Origin of the sequence: Pseudomonas sp. MAG733B (genome assembly GCF_036884845.1) — a bacterium.
In the GTDB taxonomy this organism is placed as follows: domain Bacteria; phylum Pseudomonadota; class Gammaproteobacteria; order Pseudomonadales; family Pseudomonadaceae; genus Aquipseudomonas.
The window spans coordinates 1473777-1490779 of record NZ_CP145732.1 but is presented as its reverse complement, the minus strand read 5'-3'; the positions used below and the strand labels follow the sequence as shown (position 1 = coordinate 1490779).

Here is a 17003-nt window from a genome sequence, read left to right as displayed (position 1 = left end):
CGTCCCTATGCACCCTCTTAAACCCTTGGCGCTGCTCGGCTTGCTGTTCGCCACTGAGGTCTCGGCCCACGGTCTGTGGACCGAGCAGCGGCGTGGCAACATCGAAGTGATTTACGGCCACGGCGCCGAAGACAATGCCTTCAAGGCGCAGAAAATCAGCGGCGCCTGGGCCTATGACGCCAACGCCAAAATGATCCCGGTCACGGTGCAGCGCCTGGCTGATCACGCGCGCCTGATACCGTTGAAGTCGCCCGCGGTGCTCGCGGTAGCCCTGAACAACGGCATGTGGTCGCAGACTGCCGACAAGAAATGGATCAACGAAGGACGCAGCAAAGTGCCGGGCGCGATCGAGTCGACCCAGACCTTCAAATACAGCCTGGCGATTTATCAACCGGGGGCGAAGCTTCCCAAACTTGATCAATTGAAGTTGCTGATTCTGCCGGAGGTCGATCCGCTGACCGTTGGGCCAGGCAAATCATTGCCCGTGCAGGTGTTGCTGGACGGCAAACCGGCGGCGGGCGTGAAGTTGGTGGGCGACTATCGCAACGCGCCGAATACCTTGAGCACCGAAACCGATGCAAACGGCCGGGCGCAGGTGCTGGTACGCAACGAAGGATTGAACGTGATTTCGGCGCAGGTGGAAGTGCCGGTGAAGGACAGTGCTGACGTGAGCAGTCGTGGGTTGTTCAGTTCACTGACGTTCCTCGGCGAACCGCATCACGAGTAACCCACAAAACCTTGTAGGAGCATGGCTTGCCCGCGATGGAGGCACCGCGGTTCAGCAGGGTCACCGCGTTTTCGTTCATCGCGGGCAAGCCTTGCTCCTACAGGGTAAGCGGCGGCTTAAAGGTCGCCGAGACCGTCGATCAACGCCTGATTCTGCTCCGGCGTACCAATCGAAATCCGCAAGAACTGCGCAATCCGCTCCTGCTTGAAGTGCCGGACGATCACGCCTTGCTCACGCAACTTCGCCGCCAGCCCCGCCGCATCGTGCTGCGGGTGACGGACGAAAATGAAGTTAGCCGCCGAAGGCAGTACGTCAAAACCCTTCGCTTCCAACTGCGCAACGACCTTCTCACGATTCTCGATCACCAACCGGCAAGTCTTGTCGAAGTACTCGCGATCCTCGAACGCGGCAGCGGCGCCGACATTCGCCATGCGATCCAGCGGATAAGAGTTGAAGCTGTTCTTGATCCGCTCCAGCGCCTCGATCAGGTCCGGATGCCCAACGGCCAGACCAACCCGCAGCCCAGCCAGGGAGCGCGACTTGGACAGGGTCTGCGTGACCAACAGGTTTGGATAACGGCCTACAAGCGCGATCGCGGTTTCACCGCCGAAGTCGATGTACGCCTCGTCGACTACAACCACCGAATCCGGGCTGGCCTTAAGGATTTGTTCAACAGCCTCCAACGCCAACAGGCAACCGGTCGGTGCGTTCGGGTTAGGGAAGATGATCCCGCCGTTCGGCTTGGCGTAGTCCGCCGGGTTGATCTGGAACTGCTCGTCCAGCGGCACCGCGTCGAACTTGATGCCATACAACCCACAGTAAACCGGGTAAAAGCTGTAGCTGATGTCCGGGAACAACAGCGGCTGATCGTGCTGAAGCAAACCGTGGAAGATGTGCGCCAGCACTTCATCGGAACCGTTGCCGAGGAACACCTGATTGCTCTGCACGCCGTAGTACTTGGCGACCGCGTTCTTCAGCAGATCGCTGTTAGGGTCCGGGTACAGACGCAGGTTGTCGTTCAGTTCGGTCTGCATCGCGGCCAAGGCTTTGGGCGATGGACCGTACGGGTTTTCATTGGTGTTGAGCTTTACCAGCTTCGCCAGCTTCGGCTGCTCGCCCGGGACGTAAGGCACCAGATTCTTGACGAACGGGCTCCAGAATTTACTCATGTTCAGTTTCCCTTTTGTTCATCAACGATGCGGTATTCAGCGCTGCGGGCGTGGGCGGTCAGCGACTCGCCACGGGCCAGCACGGACGCGGTTTTGCCCAGCTCGGAAGCACCCTGCTCGGAGCAGAAGATGATCGACGAGCGTTTCTGGAAATCGTACACACCCAGCGGCGAAGAGAAACGCGCGGTGCCGGAAGTCGGCAACACGTGGTTCGGGCCGGCGCAGTAATCACCCAGCGCTTCGGACGTGTGACGGCCCATGAAGATCGCGCCGGCGTGGCGGATCTGCGGCAGCCAGGCGTGTGGATCGGCAACCGACAATTCCAGGTGTTCCGGCGCGATGCGGTTGGCCACTTCGATGGCTTGGTCCATGTCGCGCACCTTGATCAACGCGCCACGACCATTGATCGAGGTTTCGATGATTGCAGCGCGTTCCATGGTCGGCATCAGTTTGGCGATGCTGGCCGCGACCTTGTCGAGGAATTCGGCGTCCGGGCTGACCAGGATCGCCTGGGCATCTTCGTCGTGCTCGGCCTGGGAGAACAGGTCCATGGCGATCCAGTCCGGATCAGTCTGGCCGTCGCATACCACGAGGATTTCCGATGGACCGGCGATCATGTCGATACCGACCTGGCCAAACACGTGGCGCTTGGCGGTGGCGACATAGATGTTGCCCGGGCCGACCACTTTATCGACCTTCGGCACGCTTTCGGTGCCGTAAGCCAGCGCCGCAACGGCCTGAGCACCACCGATGGTGAACACGCGGTCGACGCCGGCGATGCAGGCAGCAGCCAACACCAGTTCGTTGATTTCACCGCGCGGGGTCGGCACCACCATGACCACTTCGGTCACGCCGGCCACCTTCGCGGGAATCGCGTTCATCAATACCGACGACGGATACGACGCCTTGCCGCCCGGCACATACAGACCGGCGCGGTCCAGCGGCGTGACCTTCTGGCCCAACACGGTGCCGTCGGCCTCGGTGTAGCTCCAGGAATCCTGCTTCTGTTTTTCGTGGTAGCTGCGCACGCGGGCGGCGGCGACTTCCAGGGCTTCACGCTGAGGCACGGAGATGCGCGTCAGCGCCAGCTCCAGACGCTCGCGCGGCAGGATCAGGTCGGCCATGGACTTCACGTCCAGACCGTCGAACTGGCGGGTAAAGTCCACCAGCGCCGCATCGCCACGCTCGCGCACAGCCTTGATGATGTCCAGCACGCGCTGATTGACCGAGTCGTCAGACACACTTTCCCAGCTCAGCAGATGATCCAGATGATGCGCGAAATCCGGGTCAGCAGCGTTGAGTCGGCGAATTGCAGTCGGTGCGGTCATAGCGAGAGCCTCATAGGAATGGCAAAAAACTCAGGCGCCCGAAGCTAACATTCGATCCGCTTGGGCACCTGAGAATTCTGGCTATGAGGCGGATAGACGGCGCGACTCAGAGTCGCGCAAGTGAATCAGCCGCGGTGTCGAGACTCCACTGCCTTGCGCAGGGTGTCGATCAACGCCTGGATACGGGCGTGCTGCATTTTCATGGACGCTTTGTTGACGATCAGCCGGGAGCTGATGTCCGCAATGAAATCCTGTGGCTCCAGGCCATTGGCCCGCAGCGTGTTACCGGTGTCGACCACGTCGATGATCTTGTCGGCCAGACCGATCAGCGGCGCCAGTTCCATCGAGCCGTAGAGCTTGATGATGTCGACTTGGCGGCCCTGTTCGGCGTAGTAGCGCTTGGCTACGTTGACGAACTTGGTGGCGATGCGCAGGCGGCCCTTGGGCTCGACCGCGCCGACCTTGCCGGCTGTCATCAGCTTGCAGCGGGCAATTTGCAGGTCCAGCGGCTCGTACAGGCCCTGGCCGCCGTATTCCATCAGCACGTCTTTACCGGCGACACCGAGATCGGCGGCACCATGCTCGACATAGGTCGGCACGTCGGTGGCACGCACGATCAACAGGCGCACATCGTCCTGGGTCGTGGGAATGATCAGCTTGCGGCTCTTGTCCGGATTCTCGGTCGGCACGATGCCCGCTTCAGCCAGAAGCGGCAGGGTGTCGTCAAGGATGCGGCCCTTGGACAGTGCGATGGTCAACATGGGAAACGTCAGTCCTTATCAAGGTACTCATGCCCGGTCGCAAATGGCGCCGGACACACATCGAGCCGGAAACCGGCTCGACTTCAACAAATCAACGGGCATGTCCTTATGCCCATGCAGCAGGTACTAGCCCGGAACGCGACGGATCTTGGCGCCCAGCATCTGCAGTTTCTCTTCGATGCACTCGTAACCACGGTCGATGTGGTAAATGCGGTCGATCAGGGTGTCGCCTTCAGCGATCAGCGCCGAAATGACCAGGCTGGCCGAAGCACGCAGGTCGGTTGCCATCACTGGCGCGCCCTTGAGCTTTTCGGTACCGGTGACGATGGCGGTGTTGCCTTCGACCTGGATCTTGGCGCCCATGCGGTGCAGTTCGTAAACGTGCATGAAGCGGTTTTCGAAGATCGTCTCGATCACTGCGCCCGTGCCTTCGGCAATGGCGTTGAGGGAGATGAACTGCGCCTGCATGTCGGTCGGGAACGCCGGGTACGGAGCGGTGCGCACGTTGACAGCTTTTGGCCGCTTGCCGTGCATGTTCAGCTCGATCCAGTCATTACCGCAGGTGATCTCGGCGCCTGCTTCGCGAAGTTTTTCCAGAACGGCTTCGAGGATGGTCGGATCGGTGTCCTTGACCTTCACTCGGCCGCCGGTCACGGCAGCGGCAACCAGGTAGGTACCGGTTTCAATACGGTCCGGCATCACCTTGTAAGTGGTGGTGTGCAGACGCTCAACGCCATCGATGGTGATGGTGTCGGTACCGGCGCCGGAAACCTTGGCGCCCATGGCGTTCAGGAAGTTTGCCAGGTCGACGACTTCAGGTTCGCGGGCGGCGTTGGCCAGGACGCTGCGGCCCTTGGCCAGGGCAGCGGCCATCATGATGTTCTCGGTACCGGTCACGCTGACGGTGTCGAAGAAGAAGTGCGCACCACGCAAGCCGCCTTCAGGCGCCTTGGCCTTGATGTAGCCGCCTTCGACGTCGATGACCGCGCCCATGGCTTCCAGGCCACGGATGTGCAGGTCAACCGGACGCGAACCGATGGCGCAACCGCCAGGCAGTGCGACTTCGGCTTCACCGAAACGGGCAACCATCGGACCCAGTACCAGGATCGACGCACGCATGGTTTTAACCAGTTCGTACGGGGCGATCAGGGTCTTGATGGTGCGCGGGTCGATTTCGACGGCGAGTTTCTCGTCGATCACCGGCTCGATCCCCATACGACCGAACAGCTCGATCATGGTGGTGATGTCGTGCAGGTGCGGCAGGTTGGCAACGGTTACCGGACCGTCGCACAGCAGCGTGGCAGCCAGGATCGGCAGGGCAGAGTTCTTTGCCCCGGAGATGCGGATTTCGCCGTCAAGACGAGCACCGCCAGTAATAATCAATTTATCCATAAGAATCTCGACGCCCTTGGGCTCAGGTGCGCTCGGCCCAGGCCGCGCTGCTGAAAAATTTCATAGTGACCGCATGGATGCTGCCATCGGTGATCCATGGGTTCAAATGGGCATAGACCTGCTGCTGACGCTTGACCGGGCTCAGTGCCGCCAGTTCATCGCTAATCAAATTCAGCTGGAAATTGCAGCCTTCGCCCTCAACTTCTACTTGGGTTCCTGGCAGCTTTCCTTCAAGGAAGCTCTTCACTTCTACGGCCTGCATGCTCAACCTCAATCGGCGCCCTGTGCGCGCGGGTCGGACATCATACAAAAAAGCCCCGCGCCTGCGAACCCCGGGAAGCAGGACTCTGACGGGGGGCTTCTTTATAGATGCGGGTTAGGGATGCGCCAATAGCTCGGTCAGCTCACTGACCTGAGCGATTTCGCGCATGTCTTCTGGCATCCCGCGGATGCTCAGCGCCTTGCCGGCCGCCTGAGCATCGCGCATGAAGCACAACAGCAACGACAGCCCGACGCTGCTGGATTTGCTCACCGCCGAACAATCGACCACTACGGCCGCAGCCTTGCTGGCCTTGATCAGCGCCTGCCCCTGCTCACGCAGGGCCGGGCCGGTGCGGTAATCCAGCACGCCGCTGAGACGCAGCTCGCCGAACTCGTCCATCAGGACTGCCGACTCGCTCATTGGGTTTGCTTCTCGGGGGATTGCTCAGCGGTTTCCTTGGCTTTGGCGACTTCCCCGGCCCAACCATTGATGGTCTTGTCCAGGTCGTTGCCATTACGCTGCATCGCATCAGCGAACTGATCGCGGAACAGCTTGCCAATGTTGATGCCGTTGATGATGACGTTACGCAGCTTCCATTCGCCACCGACCTTTTCCAGGGTGTAGGACACTGGATAGATCGCGCCATTGCTGCCCTTGACCGTCATGCCGACGCTTGTACGGTCGCCGGATTCATCCTTGGCCGGATCCACGGTAATGCCTTGGTTGTTGTACTCGAGCAAGGCATTGCCATAGAACTGGAACAGGCCCTTCTTGAAGTTTTCTTCGAAGGTTTTCATTTGCGCAGGCGTGGCTTTGCGCGAGTACTTGACCGTCATGATGCTCTTGGAAATACCCTCGGCATCCACGACAGGGCCGACAATGCTGTTCAGCGCCGCGTAAAAATCCTGCGGATCCTGCTTGTACTTCTCTTTGTTCGCAGCCAGATCGGCCAGCAACCGGTTGGTGGTGTCCTGTACCAGTTCGTGCGCGGAAGTAGGCGCCGCCACGGCGTTAGCCATCAACGGCAAGGCCGCGAGCAATACCAACAGGCCACGTCGCAAGGTAGAGATCATTTACAAATTCCTCATTTGGCGTCTTTGCTAACGGTGTTGAGAAGGAACTTACCGATCAGGTCCTCGAGCACCAGCGACGACTGGGTGTCATGGATGGTCCCGCCATCCTTGAGCAGGGCTTCTTCGCCGCCCACGCTGATACCGATGTACTTCTCGCCCAACAAGCCCGCGGTCAGGATAGATGCAGTGGAGTCGGCCGGCAGATTATCTACGCGCTTTTCCAGCTGCATGGTCACTCGACCGGTGAAACTGTCGCGGTCCAGATCGATCGCCGTGACCTTGCCGATGGTCACACCGGCCATGGTCACTTTAGCTCTGACCGTCAAACCGGCGATATTGTCGAAGTACGCATAAAGTTTATAAGTGTCGGTGCTCGGGCTCGGCGACAGGCCACTGACCCGAAGCGCCAGCAGCAGCAAAGCCAGGATGCCAGCCAGCAAGAAAAGGCCGACACCGATTTCCAGGGTGCGGTTTTGCATCAGAAATCTCCAAACATCAAGGCGGTCAGAATAAAATCCAGGCCGAGTACTGCCAAAGAGGCAAACACCACGGTCTTGGTAGTGGCACGACTGATCCCCTCGGAAGTGGGCTCGCAGTCATAGCCTTGGAATACGGCGATCCAGGTCACAACGAAGGCAAAGACCATGCTTTTGATGATGCCGTTGAGCACATCGTCGGCAAAGGTCACGCTGTTCTGCATGTTCGACCAGTAGGAACCTTCATAGACACCCAGCCAGTCGACGGCTACCCACGAACCGCCCCAGATGCCCACCACGCTGAAAATCATCGCCAGCACCGGCAGGGAAATGAAGCCGGCCCACAAGCGCGGGGCAATAATGTACTTGAGCGGGTCGACACCGATCATTTCCAGGCTGGACAGTTGTTCGGTGGATTTCATATTGCCGATTTCGGCCGTCAATGCCGAACCGGCACGCCCGGCGAACAGCAGAGCGGTCACTACCGGCCCCAGTTCGCGCAACAGGGTCAGCGCCACCATCTGCCCGACGGCCTGCTCCGAGCCATAGCTGGACAGGATGTTGAACCCTTGCAGCGCCAGCACCATGCCGATGAAAACCCCGGAGACCACAATGATCACCAGGGACATCACGCCCACGGAATGCAGTTGCTTGACCAGCAGCCCGAAACCGCCGCCGATACCGCCGCGACCGAGCAAGGCATGAAACAGGAACAATGCCGAGCGCCCGAACACAGCCAGCACGTCAATGCCTGCCTGGCCGAACCGGCGTACGCGTTCCATTAATGAAATTCTGCGCATCAGCGCTTCCCCAGAAGATCTGCGCGGTAATCCGTCGCTGGAAAGTGGTAGGCGACCGGACCGTCGGGTTCGCCGGTCATGAACTGACGGATGCGCGGTTCGTCCGAGTTCATCAGCTCATCGGGAGTCCCCTGCCCCAACACCTGCCCGTCGCCCACTACATAGATGTAATCGGCAATGCTCGCAGTCTCGGCGAGGTCATGGGAAACCACGATACTGGTGATCCCCAGCGCATCGTTGAGCAAGCGGATCAGGCGCACCAACACGCCCATGGCGATAGGGTCCTGGCCGACAAAGGGCTCGTCATACATGAGAATCTGTGGATCGAGCGCAATCGCCCGCGCCAGTGCGACACGGCGCTTCATGCCGCCGGACAGTTCGTCGGGCATCAGGTCAATGGCACCACGCAACCCCACGGCCTGCAATTTGAGCAGGACGATGTCGCGGATCATTTCCTCGGGCAGTTCGGTGTGAACGCGCAGTGGAAAGGCCACGTTCTCGAACACATCGAGATCGGTAAACAGTGCGCCACTCTGAAACAGCACGCCCATGTGCTTGCGGGCATCGAACAGATCGCTGCGCGATAGCTTCGGCAGGTTCTGACCGTTGACCCAGACTTCGCCGCTGGTGGGGCGCAACTGGGCGCCCATCAACCGCAACAGCGTTGTCTTGCCACACCCGGAAGGTCCCATGATGCCGGTGACCTTGCCGCGGGGAATACGGATATCGACGTTATTGAAAATGCTGCGCGCACCGCGCTTGAAGGACAGTCCCTTCAGCTCGACCGCGTAGGCGTTATCGGCACTCATCTAAACTCCTTGCGATGCAGCCTCTCACTCGGACGCCTGACTTCCTGACGAAAGCACATGCCTCCCGGGCGGGCCGAACTGGCGGCGAACTATATCACTGCAAACACCGTGCGCCCAAGGCCATTGCCGGCCCAAGTTGAGCGATATGACCGGCAAAAAGCTTCATTTAGAGGGATTAGGTAACAAGGAATGACAATGCACGACGAACTTGCGTGAGGGTTTCGATCATAACCGCTATAATCGCCGCCTTTTCATCAGGCTAAACGATTTCTGACATGAGCCAATCCAGCGACCTGATTCAATCTGCCCAACGCACCATCCGCCTCGAAGTGGAAGCCGTACAAGGCTTGCTGCCGCATATCGACGCAGATTTTGTACGCGCTTGCGAGATGATTCTGGCCAGCAAAGGCCGCGTTGTCGTGGTCGGCATGGGCAAGTCGGGGCACATCGGCAGCAAGATTGCCGCCACCCTGGCCAGCACCGGCACCACGGCATTTTTCGTTCACCCAGCTGAAGCCAGCCACGGTGACATGGGCATGATCACCCGCGATGACATCATCCTGGCGCTGTCGAACTCCGGCTCCACCAATGAAATCATCACCCTGCTGCCATTGATCAAGCGCCTGGGCATCCAGTTGATCAGCGTGACCGGGAACCCTGATTCGCCGCTGGCCAAGGCCGCCGAGGTTAACCTCAACGTTCACGTCGAGCATGAAGCCTGTCCGCTGAACCTGGCGCCTACCTCTTCGACTACCGCTGCGCTGGTCATGGGCGACGCCCTGGCTGTCGCACTGCTGGAAGCGCGCGGCTTCACCGCCGAAGACTTCGCCTTTTCCCACCCGGGTGGCGCATTGGGCCGACGCCTTCTGCTGAAAGTGGAAAACGTCATGCACGCCGGGCAAGAGTTGCCGCAGGTTCAACGTGGCACCCTGCTCAAGGATGCGCTGATGGAAATGACCCGCAAGGGCTTGGGCATGACCGTCATCCTGGAAGCCGACGGCAAGCTCGCCGGGATTTTCACTGACGGCGATTTGCGCCGCACGCTGGATCGCACCATCGATATCCACAGCGTCACCATCGATCAGGTCATGACCGCCCACGGCAAGACCGCCCGCGCCGAGATGCTCGCCGCCGAGGCCCTGAAAATCATGGAAGACCATAAAATCAATGCGCTGGTCGTGGTCGACGGCGAAGACCGTCCGGTCGGCGCCTTGAACATGCACGACTTGCTGCGTGCGGGGGTAATGTAATGAGCACGGACCTGCTGCAACGCGGCCAACAGATCAAACTGGCGGTTTTCGACGTCGACGGCGTCCTCACCGACGGACGCCTGTACTTCCTCGAAGACGGCAGTGAATTCAAGACCTTCAACACCCTCGACGGCCAGGGCATCAAGATGCTGATGGCCGCCGGCGTGCAGACCGCTATCATTAGCGGCCGCAAGACCCCGGTGGTCGAGCGACGGGCGAAGAACCTCGGCATTCCGCACCTGTATCAGGGGCGCGAAGACAAACTGGTGGTGCTCGACGAGCTTCTTGGCCAGCTCAACCTAAGCTATGAACAGGTCGCCTACCTTGGTGACGACCTGCCGGACCTGCCGGTGATTCGCCGCGTAGGCCTGGGCATGGCAGTGGCCAACGCCGCCAGTTTCGTGCGTGAACACGCTCACGGTGTCACCCAGGCCCGTGGCGGCGAAGGTGCCGCCCGCGAATTCTGCGAATTGATCCTGCGCGCCCAGGGCCGCCTCGATGCGGCCAACGCCGCGTACCTGTGAGCCAAACATGCTGAGCAAAAAGATTCGCAACATCCTGATGTTCGGTTGCATCGCGGCGATTTTCGCCGCGGTCGGCTACTGGAACATCAGCCCGGAACGCTTTCTCGACAAGCCGGTTGTGCAAGTCGACAACAGCGAGATCGACTATTACGCCACCAACGCCCACAGCGTGCAGTACCTGCCGGATGGCAGGCTGCAGTACGAAATGACGTCGGACAAGGTCGAACACCTGAAAGCCTCCGAGGTGACCCTGCTGACCAATCCCGACCTGAACATGTTCCGCGGCACCGAGTTCCCGTGGCACGTCCAGAGCGAAAAAGGTGAGGTCAACCCTGATGGCACCGAAGTCGAACTGATCGACTCGGTTCGCATCACGCGTTTCGACGAGAAAAACCGCAGAACCCTGATCACCACCACCCGCATGACAGTGTTCCCGCAACAGCAATATGCGCAGACCGAGCGAGACGTTAGAATCGACGGCGCTGGCGGTGTTTCGACTGGCAAGGGAATGAAAGCGTATTTGAAAGAAAGCAGGATACACCTGCTATCGAACGTAAGAGGACAGTATGAGGCTCGTTAAAACCCTCCCTATTTTGCTCAGTCTGGGCGCAGCACTGGGAAGCGTGAGCGCCTGGGCCCTGCCGGACGATCAACAACAGCCAATCCGCATTCAGGCCGACGATGCCCAACTGGACGACAAGAATGGCGTTGCCACCTACACGGGCGATGTGATCATCACCCAAGGCTCGATGAAGGTCACCGGCAATAAAGTGACCATGACCCGCGCCCCGAGTGGCGACATCGACGTGGTGACCTCGGTCGGCAACCTGGCCTACTTCGAGCAACTGCAAACGGCGGGCGACACCAAGCCGGTTCAGGGTTGGGGTGTGACAATCCAGTACCACGCCACGCAAAACCGCGTTGTGCTGATCGACAAGGCCAAAGTCATCGACAAGGACAACAACGTCACCCAAGGCGAGAAAATCGTCTACGACACCGAGAAGAAGCTGGCGAGCGCCGGTCGCGCCACAGGCAGCAAAGTGACCGAGGCACGTCCGCGTATTGACATGGTCATTCAGCCGAAAAAGAAAACCGACGAGCAAAAGGCCCAGTAATGGCAACTCTGAAAGCTCAGCATCTGGCCAAGAGCTACAAGAGCCGCCAGGTCGTGCGCGATGTCAGCCTGTCGATCGACAGCGGTCAGATCGTCGGCCTGCTTGGCCCCAACGGCGCCGGCAAGACAACCTGCTTCTACATGATCGTCGGCCTGGTGCAGGCTGATCAGGGCCGCGTGCTGATCGACGACCTGGACGTCAGCCACCAGCCCATGCACGGCCGTGCGAAGGCAGGTATCGGCTATCTGCCGCAAGAAGCGTCGATCTTCCGCAAACTTTCGGTTGCCGACAACATCATGGCGATCCTCGAGACCCGCAAGGAACTCGACAAGGCCGGCCGTCGCAAGGAGCTGGAGAGCCTGCTGCAGGAGTTCCACATCAGCCACATCCGCGACAACCTCGGGATGAGCCTGTCCGGTGGTGAACGCCGCCGCGTGGAGATCGCCCGGGCACTGGCCACCAACCCGAAATTCATCCTGCTCGACGAACCTTTCGCCGGCGTGGACCCGATTTCGGTGGGCGACATCAAACAGATCATCCATCACCTCAAGGCCAAAGGCATTGGCGTGCTGATCACCGACCACAACGTTCGTGAAACCCTGGATATCTGCGAAACCGCCTACATCGTCAACGATGGCCAGCTGATTGCAGAAGGTGACGCGGAAACCATCCTGGCCAACGACTTGGTCAAGGAAGTCTACCTGGGTCATGAGTTCCGCCTGTAAGGGCTTGCCTGGCTAGTCGACCGAGCGCTTGTCTCGATAAAAAATCAAGATCTTTTTATTGTTACAGCGCTCTAGGCAAACACTGCAATTTCGGGCATATAATTTGCTTATGTTTGGCGCCTCGGCGCCCTGTAGTGGATGGCGCATGTGCGCCGGCGAATAAGGTGTTAAGCCCCTGCCATGAAACCATCGCTAGTCTTGAGAATGGGCCAGCAGCTGACGATGACACCGCAGCTGCAACAGGCCATCCGCCTGCTCCAATTGTCGACCCTGGATCTGCAACAGGAAATCCAGGAGGCCCTGGAGTCCAATCCGATGCTCGAACGCCAGGAAGAAGGCGACGACTTCGATAACACCGACCCCTTGGCCGACAACGCAGAACAGAAGCCCAACACTGACATTCAGGAACCCTCCTACCAGGAAACCGCGCCGACGGTTGATAACCTCGAAGAAGGCGACTGGAACGAACGCATTCCCAACGAACTTCCCGTCGATACCGCCTGGGAAGACGTCTACCAGACCAGTGCCAGCAGCCTGCCGAGCAATGATGATGACGAGTGGGATTTCACCACCCGCACGTCCGCCGGCGAAAGCCTGCAAAGCCACTTGCTGTGGCAACTGAACCTGGCACCGATGTCCGACACCGATCGCCTGATCGCCGTCACCCTGATCGACTGCATCAACAATCAGGGCTATCTGGACGAAACGCTCGAGGAAATCCTCGAAGCCTTCGATCCGGAACTGGACATCGAGCTGGACGAAATCGAAGCCGTCCTGCACCGCATCCAGCAATTCGAACCTGCCGGCATCGGCGCCCGCAACCTGGGCGAATGCCTGCTGCTGCAATTGCGTCAGCTGCCAGCCAAAACGCCGTGGCTGGCCGAAGCCAAGCGCTTGGTCACCGACTACATCGACCTGCTCGGCAGTCGCGACTACAGCCAGTTGATGCGTCGCATGAAGCTCAAGGAAGATGAGCTGCGCCAGGTAATCGAACTGGTCCAGAGCCTCAACCCGCGTCCGGGTTCGCAAATCGAATCCACCGAGGCCGAGTACGTTGTCCCCGACGTGATCGTACGCAAGGACAACGAGCGCTGGCTGGTCGAGCTCAACCAGGAGTCGGTGCCACGGCTGCGGGTCAATGCCCAGTACGCCGGCTTCGTGCGCCGCGCCGACACCAGCGCCGACAACACCTTCATGCGCAATCAGTTGCAGGAAGCCCGCTGGTTCATCAAGAGCCTGCAAAGCCGCAACGAAACCCTGATGAAAGTGGCCACCCAGATCGTCGAGCATCAGCGCGGCTTCCTGGAGTATGGCGATGAAGCGATGAAACCGCTGGTCCTGCATGACATCGCTGAAGCGGTTGGCATGCACGAATCGACAATTTCCCGGGTGACCACGCAAAAATTCATGCATACCCCTCGGGGCATATATGAGCTGAAATACTTTTTCTCCAGCCACGTCAGCACCTCCGAAGGCGGTGAATGCTCGTCCACGGCGATCCGCGCGATCATCAAAAAACTGGTTGCCGCTGAAAATCAGAAAAAGCCGTTGAGTGACAGCAAGATCGCTGGTTTACTGGAGGCACAAGGCATTCAGGTGGCTCGCCGCACCGTCGCCAAGTACCGCGAATCCCTCGGGATCGCGCCTTCGAGCGAACGCAAGCGGTTGATGTAGAGCCACGCCACAGCGTTCCAGTGGCAGATCATCTGGTCTGCCGCTTTATGCACTGGCAACGAAGGAGAAGCTGTATGCAAGTCAACATCAGTGGACACCAACTGGAAGTGACCGAACCTCTTCGCACTTACATCGGCGAAAAACTCGAACGATTAGAGAGGCATTTCGACAAGATCACCAACGTGCAGGTCACGATGACGGTCGAAAAGCTCAAGCAGAAAATCGAAGCCACGCTGCATATTCCCGGCAATGAAGTGGTCGCCAACGCGGAACATACCGATATGTACGCGGCGATCGACGCACTGACCGACAAGCTGGATAAACAACTCAAAAAGCATAAGGAAAAGACCCAGAGCCTCCTCCAGGGCGCTACCGGTCGTTAACACTCCCTACCCATGATCCGACTTGAAAGCATCCTGACCCCCGGCCGTTCCCTGGTGAACGTGCCGGGCGGCAGTAAAAAGAAAGCCCTCGAGCAAATTGCCAACCTCATCCATCGCGAAGTGCCGGATCTGGCCATGCAGGATGTCTTCGAGAGCCTGGTCGCCCGTGAAAAACTCGGTTCAACCGGTTTTGGCAACGGCATCGCCATCCCCCACTGCCGTCTCAAGGGCTGTAATGCGCCCATCAGTGCCTTGATGCACCTTGACGCCCCTATCGATTTCGACGCCATCGATGGTGCACCGGTTGACCTGTTGTTCGTTCTACTGGTCCCGGAAGCCGCTACCGATGCGCACCTGGAACTGTTACGCCAGATCGCCAGCATGCTCGACCGCAAGGAAGTGCGCGAAAAACTGCGCAGCGCCCCGAGTAATGAAGCCTTGTATCAGGTTGTCCTGGACGAGCAAAACGGTCATTAATCATGCGCTTGATCATCGTCAGCGGTCGCTCCGGCTCAGGTAAAAGTACCGCCCTCGATGTTCTTGAGGACAACGGTTACTACTGCATCGACAACTTGCCTGCCGGGTTACTGCCGGAATTGGCTGAACGTGCGCTTATCCACACTGAGCTGTCACAGCCGCTGGTAGCCGTGTCCATCGATGCACGCAACCTGCCCAGCCATCTGTCGCGGTTTCCAGAGCTGCTGGAAGAAGTCCGCAGCCGGCACATCCAGTGCGATGTCCTGTACCTGGATGCCGACGCGGAAACCCTGCTCAAACGCTTTTCGGAAACCCGTCGTCGCCACCCGCTGAGCAGCCCCAATCGCTCACTGGCCGAGGCGATCAACGATGAAACCAGCCTGCTCGGACCGATTGCCGACCTGGCCGACCTCAAGGTAGACACGACTAACCTGAACTTGTATCAGTTGGGCGATACCATCAAGTTGCGCCTGCTGAACCAGCCGGAGCCCGGCACGGCTTTCCTGATCGAGTCTTTCGGCTTCAAGCGTGGCATGCCGGTCGACGCCGATCTGGTGTTCGACGTGCGTTGCCTGCCCAATCCCTACTGGAAGCCGGAACTGCGCGCGCAGTCCGGGCTTGATCAACCGGTTGCCGAGTACCTGGCGGCACAACCGGATGTCGAGGAGATGTTCCAGGACATTTCCGCGTACCTGCTTAAATGGTTACCCCGGTTTGCCGCCAGTAACCGTGCTTATGTCACCATTGCAATCGGTTGTACCGGCGGGCATCACCGCTCCGTCTACCTGACCGAACGCCTGGGCAAGACCCTGCAGCAATCCCTGAAGAACGTCCAGGTCCGCCACCGCGACCTCAGCTAAAGGATTCACATCGCGATGCCTGCTCTGGAAATCGAAATCATCAACAAGCTGGGCCTGCACGCTCGGGCGTCTGCAAAATTCGTTGGAGTTGCCGGTCAGTTCAAGGACTGCACGATCAGGGTCGGACGCACACCAGAGACTACAGTCGACGGCAAAAGCATCATGGCCATGATGATGCTCGCTGCCGGCAAGGGCACAAAAATTCATCTGAGTACGGAAGGCGAGCAGGAGCAGGAAGCACTGGACGCGCTGGTGGCCCTGATCAACAACTACTTCGACGAAGGCGAATAAGCGCTCGCCTAAGCGAGCGCGGTATCCATCACCATCATCAAACAGAACCCGACCAGCAACCCAAGGCTGGCCAGTTTGTCATGACCGTGTCGACGCGACTCAGGAATGACTTCGTGGGTGACCACCAGCAACATGGCCCCGGCCGCCAAGGCCAGCCCCAAAGGCAACAACAGTTCGGCCAGGCTGACGAGCCACGCGCACAACAACGCGAACACCGGTTCGACCAAACCTGAAGCAGCACCGATCAGGAACGCCTTGAACCGCGACATCCCTGCCCCGGCCAGCACCAAGGCAATCACCAATCCCTCCGGCACATCCTGCAAGGCAATGCCCATCGCCAAACTGTCGGCATCCGGCATACCGCCACCCGCCGAGACACCCACCGCCATGCCTTCGGGAATATTGTGGGCGATGATCGCGAACACGAACAGCCAGATGCGCGGCGGAATCACCGGGTGTTCTACAGTGCCAATGAGCATCTCCGGCGACGCGCCGGACACTTTGCGATCCACCAGAAACAGGCCGAATGCGCCGAGCATGATGCCAAAGCAGATCAGGCCGCTGGCCGCCCACGGCGTCATGCCAAGGTTCTCTGCCGCAGCAATGCCTGGCACGATCAGCGAAAACGCCGTCGCGGCCAACATCACTCCGGCACCGAAGCCCAGCAAGGAATCGCTGAGTGCCTGGGGCATGCGGCGGATCACCAGCACCGGCACCGCCCCAAGCGCGGTGCCGAGGGCGCAGATCGCACCACCTTGCAACGCCCGCGACAGCTTCGGTTCCAGATCCAGCCACTCCAGCCCGTGCGCTACCAACAAGCTCATGCCCGCCAGCAGAAGCAGCGATCCAAATGCGTAACGAAACATTCGCCCACTTCCGATCGCCAGTGTTTCAGTGCCCATAGTCA

22 protein-coding genes are annotated in these 17003 nt (G+C 59.4%); 11 read left to right on the top strand and 11 right to left on the bottom strand.

Features of this window, described 5'->3' with window-relative positions:
- Positions 1 to 7: 7 nt before the first annotated feature.
- Positions 8 to 727, top strand: coding sequence for a DUF4198 domain-containing protein (locus tag V6Z53_RS06715; RefSeq protein WP_338584741.1), 720 nt, complete (start codon positions 8 to 10; stop codon positions 725 to 727).
- Between the two features lie 116 nt (positions 728 to 843).
- Here V6Z53_RS06715 and hisC read toward each other — a convergent pair whose 3' ends face one another.
- The 10 genes from hisC to V6Z53_RS06665 form a co-directional block, all read right to left on the bottom strand.
- Positions 844 to 1896 (bottom strand): histidinol-phosphate transaminase, encoded by a 1053-nt coding sequence (gene hisC / locus V6Z53_RS06710; protein WP_338584740.1) that lies wholly within the window; start codon positions 1894 to 1896, stop codon positions 844 to 846.
- 2 nt (positions 1897 to 1898) lie between these two features.
- Positions 1899 to 3224: a histidinol dehydrogenase gene (hisD, locus tag V6Z53_RS06705; RefSeq protein ID WP_338584739.1), complete on the bottom strand. Its 1326-nt coding sequence runs from the start codon at positions 3222 to 3224 to the stop codon at positions 1899 to 1901.
- Between the two features lie 125 nt (positions 3225 to 3349).
- Positions 3350 to 3985, bottom strand: a complete 636-nt coding sequence (gene hisG, locus V6Z53_RS06700; RefSeq protein WP_192309717.1) for an ATP phosphoribosyltransferase — start codon at positions 3983 to 3985, stop codon at positions 3350 to 3352.
- 126 nt (positions 3986 to 4111) lie between these two features.
- Positions 4112 to 5377 carry a UDP-N-acetylglucosamine 1-carboxyvinyltransferase gene (gene murA, locus V6Z53_RS06695; RefSeq protein WP_034147088.1) on the bottom strand — a complete coding sequence of 422 codons (1266 nt, stop codon included), beginning with the start codon at positions 5375 to 5377 and terminating at the stop codon, positions 4112 to 4114.
- A 22-nt stretch (positions 5378 to 5399) separates the two neighbouring features.
- On the bottom strand, positions 5400 to 5639 hold the full coding sequence (locus V6Z53_RS06690; RefSeq protein WP_338584735.1) for a BolA family protein: 240 nt from the start codon (positions 5637 to 5639) through the stop codon (positions 5400 to 5402).
- Between the two features lie 114 nt (positions 5640 to 5753).
- The gene (locus V6Z53_RS06685) at positions 5754 to 6059 is read right to left on the bottom strand and encodes an STAS domain-containing protein (protein ID WP_338584734.1); all 306 of its coding nucleotides are present in this window, start codon (positions 6057 to 6059) and stop codon (positions 5754 to 5756) included.
- Positions 6056 to 6712, bottom strand: a complete 657-nt coding sequence (locus tag V6Z53_RS06680; protein ID WP_338584733.1) for an ABC transporter substrate-binding protein — start codon at positions 6710 to 6712, stop codon at positions 6056 to 6058. Before V6Z53_RS06680 ends, V6Z53_RS06685 begins: the two co-directional genes overlap by 4 nt.
- Before the next feature lie 11 nt (positions 6713 to 6723).
- The gene (gene mlaD / locus V6Z53_RS06675; protein WP_046026814.1) at positions 6724 to 7191 is read right to left on the bottom strand and encodes an outer membrane lipid asymmetry maintenance protein MlaD; all 468 of its coding nucleotides are present in this window, start codon (positions 7189 to 7191) and stop codon (positions 6724 to 6726) included.
- Entirely contained in the window at positions 7191 to 7988 is a 798-nt protein-coding gene (gene mlaE, locus V6Z53_RS06670; protein ID WP_338584731.1) for a lipid asymmetry maintenance ABC transporter permease subunit MlaE, read from the bottom strand. The genes mlaD and mlaE overlap by 1 nt, the downstream gene beginning before the upstream one ends.
- Positions 7988 to 8797, bottom strand: a complete 810-nt coding sequence (locus tag V6Z53_RS06665) for an ATP-binding cassette domain-containing protein (RefSeq protein ID WP_338584730.1) — start codon at positions 8795 to 8797, stop codon at positions 7988 to 7990. The genes mlaE and V6Z53_RS06665 overlap by 1 nt, the downstream gene beginning before the upstream one ends.
- 275 nt (positions 8798 to 9072) lie before the next feature.
- Between V6Z53_RS06665 and V6Z53_RS06660 the strand changes: the two genes are divergently transcribed.
- From V6Z53_RS06660 to V6Z53_RS06615, 10 genes are all read left to right on the top strand, one after another.
- Positions 9073 to 10047, top strand: a complete 975-nt coding sequence (locus V6Z53_RS06660) for a KpsF/GutQ family sugar-phosphate isomerase (protein WP_095193904.1) — start codon at positions 9073 to 9075, stop codon at positions 10045 to 10047.
- The gene (locus V6Z53_RS06655; protein WP_338584728.1) at positions 10047 to 10571 is read left to right on the top strand and encodes an HAD family hydrolase; all 525 of its coding nucleotides are present in this window, start codon (positions 10047 to 10049) and stop codon (positions 10569 to 10571) included. Before V6Z53_RS06660 ends, V6Z53_RS06655 begins: the two co-directional genes overlap by 1 nt.
- Positions 10572 to 10578: 7 nt before the next feature.
- On the top strand, positions 10579 to 11151 hold the full coding sequence (gene lptC / locus V6Z53_RS06650; RefSeq protein ID WP_338584727.1) for an LPS export ABC transporter periplasmic protein LptC: 573 nt from the start codon (positions 10579 to 10581) through the stop codon (positions 11149 to 11151).
- Positions 11138 to 11686 (top strand): lipopolysaccharide transport periplasmic protein LptA, encoded by a 549-nt coding sequence (lptA, locus tag V6Z53_RS06645; RefSeq protein ID WP_338584726.1) that lies wholly within the window; start codon positions 11138 to 11140, stop codon positions 11684 to 11686. Before lptC ends, lptA begins: the two co-directional genes overlap by 14 nt.
- On the top strand, positions 11686 to 12411 hold the full coding sequence (lptB, locus tag V6Z53_RS06640; protein ID WP_008054366.1) for an LPS export ABC transporter ATP-binding protein: 726 nt from the start codon (positions 11686 to 11688) through the stop codon (positions 12409 to 12411). The genes lptA and lptB overlap by 1 nt, the downstream gene beginning before the upstream one ends.
- 180 nt (positions 12412 to 12591) lie before the next feature.
- The gene (locus tag V6Z53_RS06635; protein WP_338584724.1) at positions 12592 to 14085 is read left to right on the top strand and encodes an RNA polymerase factor sigma-54; all 1494 of its coding nucleotides are present in this window, start codon (positions 12592 to 12594) and stop codon (positions 14083 to 14085) included.
- A gap of 74 nt (positions 14086 to 14159) precedes the next feature.
- Positions 14160 to 14468: a ribosome-associated translation inhibitor RaiA gene (gene raiA, locus V6Z53_RS06630; RefSeq protein ID WP_007941242.1), complete on the top strand. Its 309-nt coding sequence runs from the start codon at positions 14160 to 14162 to the stop codon at positions 14466 to 14468.
- Positions 14469 to 14480: 12 nt separating this feature from the next.
- Positions 14481 to 14945: a PTS IIA-like nitrogen regulatory protein PtsN gene (gene ptsN, locus V6Z53_RS06625; RefSeq protein WP_338584719.1), complete on the top strand. Its 465-nt coding sequence runs from the start codon at positions 14481 to 14483 to the stop codon at positions 14943 to 14945.
- A gap of 2 nt (positions 14946 to 14947) precedes the next feature.
- Positions 14948 to 15805, top strand: a complete 858-nt coding sequence (gene rapZ, locus V6Z53_RS06620; protein WP_338584718.1) for an RNase adapter RapZ — start codon at positions 14948 to 14950, stop codon at positions 15803 to 15805.
- Positions 15806 to 15820: 15 nt separating this feature from the next.
- Positions 15821 to 16096, top strand: coding sequence for an HPr family phosphocarrier protein (locus tag V6Z53_RS06615; RefSeq protein ID WP_180205699.1), 276 nt, complete (start codon positions 15821 to 15823; stop codon positions 16094 to 16096).
- Positions 16097 to 16104: 8 nt separating this feature from the next.
- On the opposite strand, the gene V6Z53_RS06610 is transcribed toward V6Z53_RS06615, so the two are convergent.
- The gene (locus V6Z53_RS06610) at positions 16105 to 16998 is read right to left on the bottom strand and encodes a ZIP family metal transporter (protein ID WP_338584715.1); all 894 of its coding nucleotides are present in this window, start codon (positions 16996 to 16998) and stop codon (positions 16105 to 16107) included.
- Between the last annotated feature and the right edge of the window lie 5 nt (positions 16999 to 17003).

Coding starts and splice junctions, on each gene's coding strand:
- V6Z53_RS06715 (WP_338584741.1), top strand. CDS start 8: ATGCACCCTCTTAAACCCTTGGCGCTGCTCGGCTTGCTGTTCGCCACT.
- hisC (WP_338584740.1), bottom strand. CDS start 1,896: ATGAGTAAATTCTGGAGCCCGTTCGTCAAGAATCTGGTGCCTTACGTC.
- hisD (WP_338584739.1), bottom strand. CDS start 3,224: ATGACCGCACCGACTGCAATTCGCCGACTCAACGCTGCTGACCCGGAT.
- hisG (WP_192309717.1), bottom strand. CDS start 3,985: ATGTTGACCATCGCACTGTCCAAGGGCCGCATCCTTGACGACACCCTG.
- murA (WP_034147088.1), bottom strand. CDS start 5,377: ATGGATAAATTGATTATTACTGGCGGTGCTCGTCTTGACGGCGAAATC.
- V6Z53_RS06690 (WP_338584735.1), bottom strand. CDS start 5,639: ATGCAGGCCGTAGAAGTGAAGAGCTTCCTTGAAGGAAAGCTGCCAGGA.
- V6Z53_RS06685 (WP_338584734.1), bottom strand. CDS start 6,059: ATGAGCGAGTCGGCAGTCCTGATGGACGAGTTCGGCGAGCTGCGTCTC.
- V6Z53_RS06680 (WP_338584733.1), bottom strand. CDS start 6,712: ATGATCTCTACCTTGCGACGTGGCCTGTTGGTATTGCTCGCGGCCTTG.
- mlaD (WP_046026814.1), bottom strand. CDS start 7,191: ATGCAAAACCGCACCCTGGAAATCGGTGTCGGCCTTTTCTTGCTGGCT.
- mlaE (WP_338584731.1), bottom strand. CDS start 7,988: ATGCGCAGAATTTCATTAATGGAACGCGTACGCCGGTTCGGCCAGGCA.
- V6Z53_RS06665 (WP_338584730.1), bottom strand. CDS start 8,797: ATGAGTGCCGATAACGCCTACGCGGTCGAGCTGAAGGGACTGTCCTTC.
- V6Z53_RS06660 (WP_095193904.1), top strand. CDS start 9,073: ATGAGCCAATCCAGCGACCTGATTCAATCTGCCCAACGCACCATCCGC.
- V6Z53_RS06655 (WP_338584728.1), top strand. CDS start 10,047: ATGAGCACGGACCTGCTGCAACGCGGCCAACAGATCAAACTGGCGGTT.
- lptC (WP_338584727.1), top strand. CDS start 10,579: ATGCTGAGCAAAAAGATTCGCAACATCCTGATGTTCGGTTGCATCGCG.
- lptA (WP_338584726.1), top strand. CDS start 11,138: ATGAGGCTCGTTAAAACCCTCCCTATTTTGCTCAGTCTGGGCGCAGCA.
- lptB (WP_008054366.1), top strand. CDS start 11,686: ATGGCAACTCTGAAAGCTCAGCATCTGGCCAAGAGCTACAAGAGCCGC.
- V6Z53_RS06635 (WP_338584724.1), top strand. CDS start 12,592: ATGAAACCATCGCTAGTCTTGAGAATGGGCCAGCAGCTGACGATGACA.
- raiA (WP_007941242.1), top strand. CDS start 14,160: ATGCAAGTCAACATCAGTGGACACCAACTGGAAGTGACCGAACCTCTT.
- ptsN (WP_338584719.1), top strand. CDS start 14,481: ATGATCCGACTTGAAAGCATCCTGACCCCCGGCCGTTCCCTGGTGAAC.
- rapZ (WP_338584718.1), top strand. CDS start 14,948: ATGCGCTTGATCATCGTCAGCGGTCGCTCCGGCTCAGGTAAAAGTACC.
- V6Z53_RS06615 (WP_180205699.1), top strand. CDS start 15,821: ATGCCTGCTCTGGAAATCGAAATCATCAACAAGCTGGGCCTGCACGCT.
- V6Z53_RS06610 (WP_338584715.1), bottom strand. CDS start 16,998: ATGGGCACTGAAACACTGGCGATCGGAAGTGGGCGAATGTTTCGTTAC.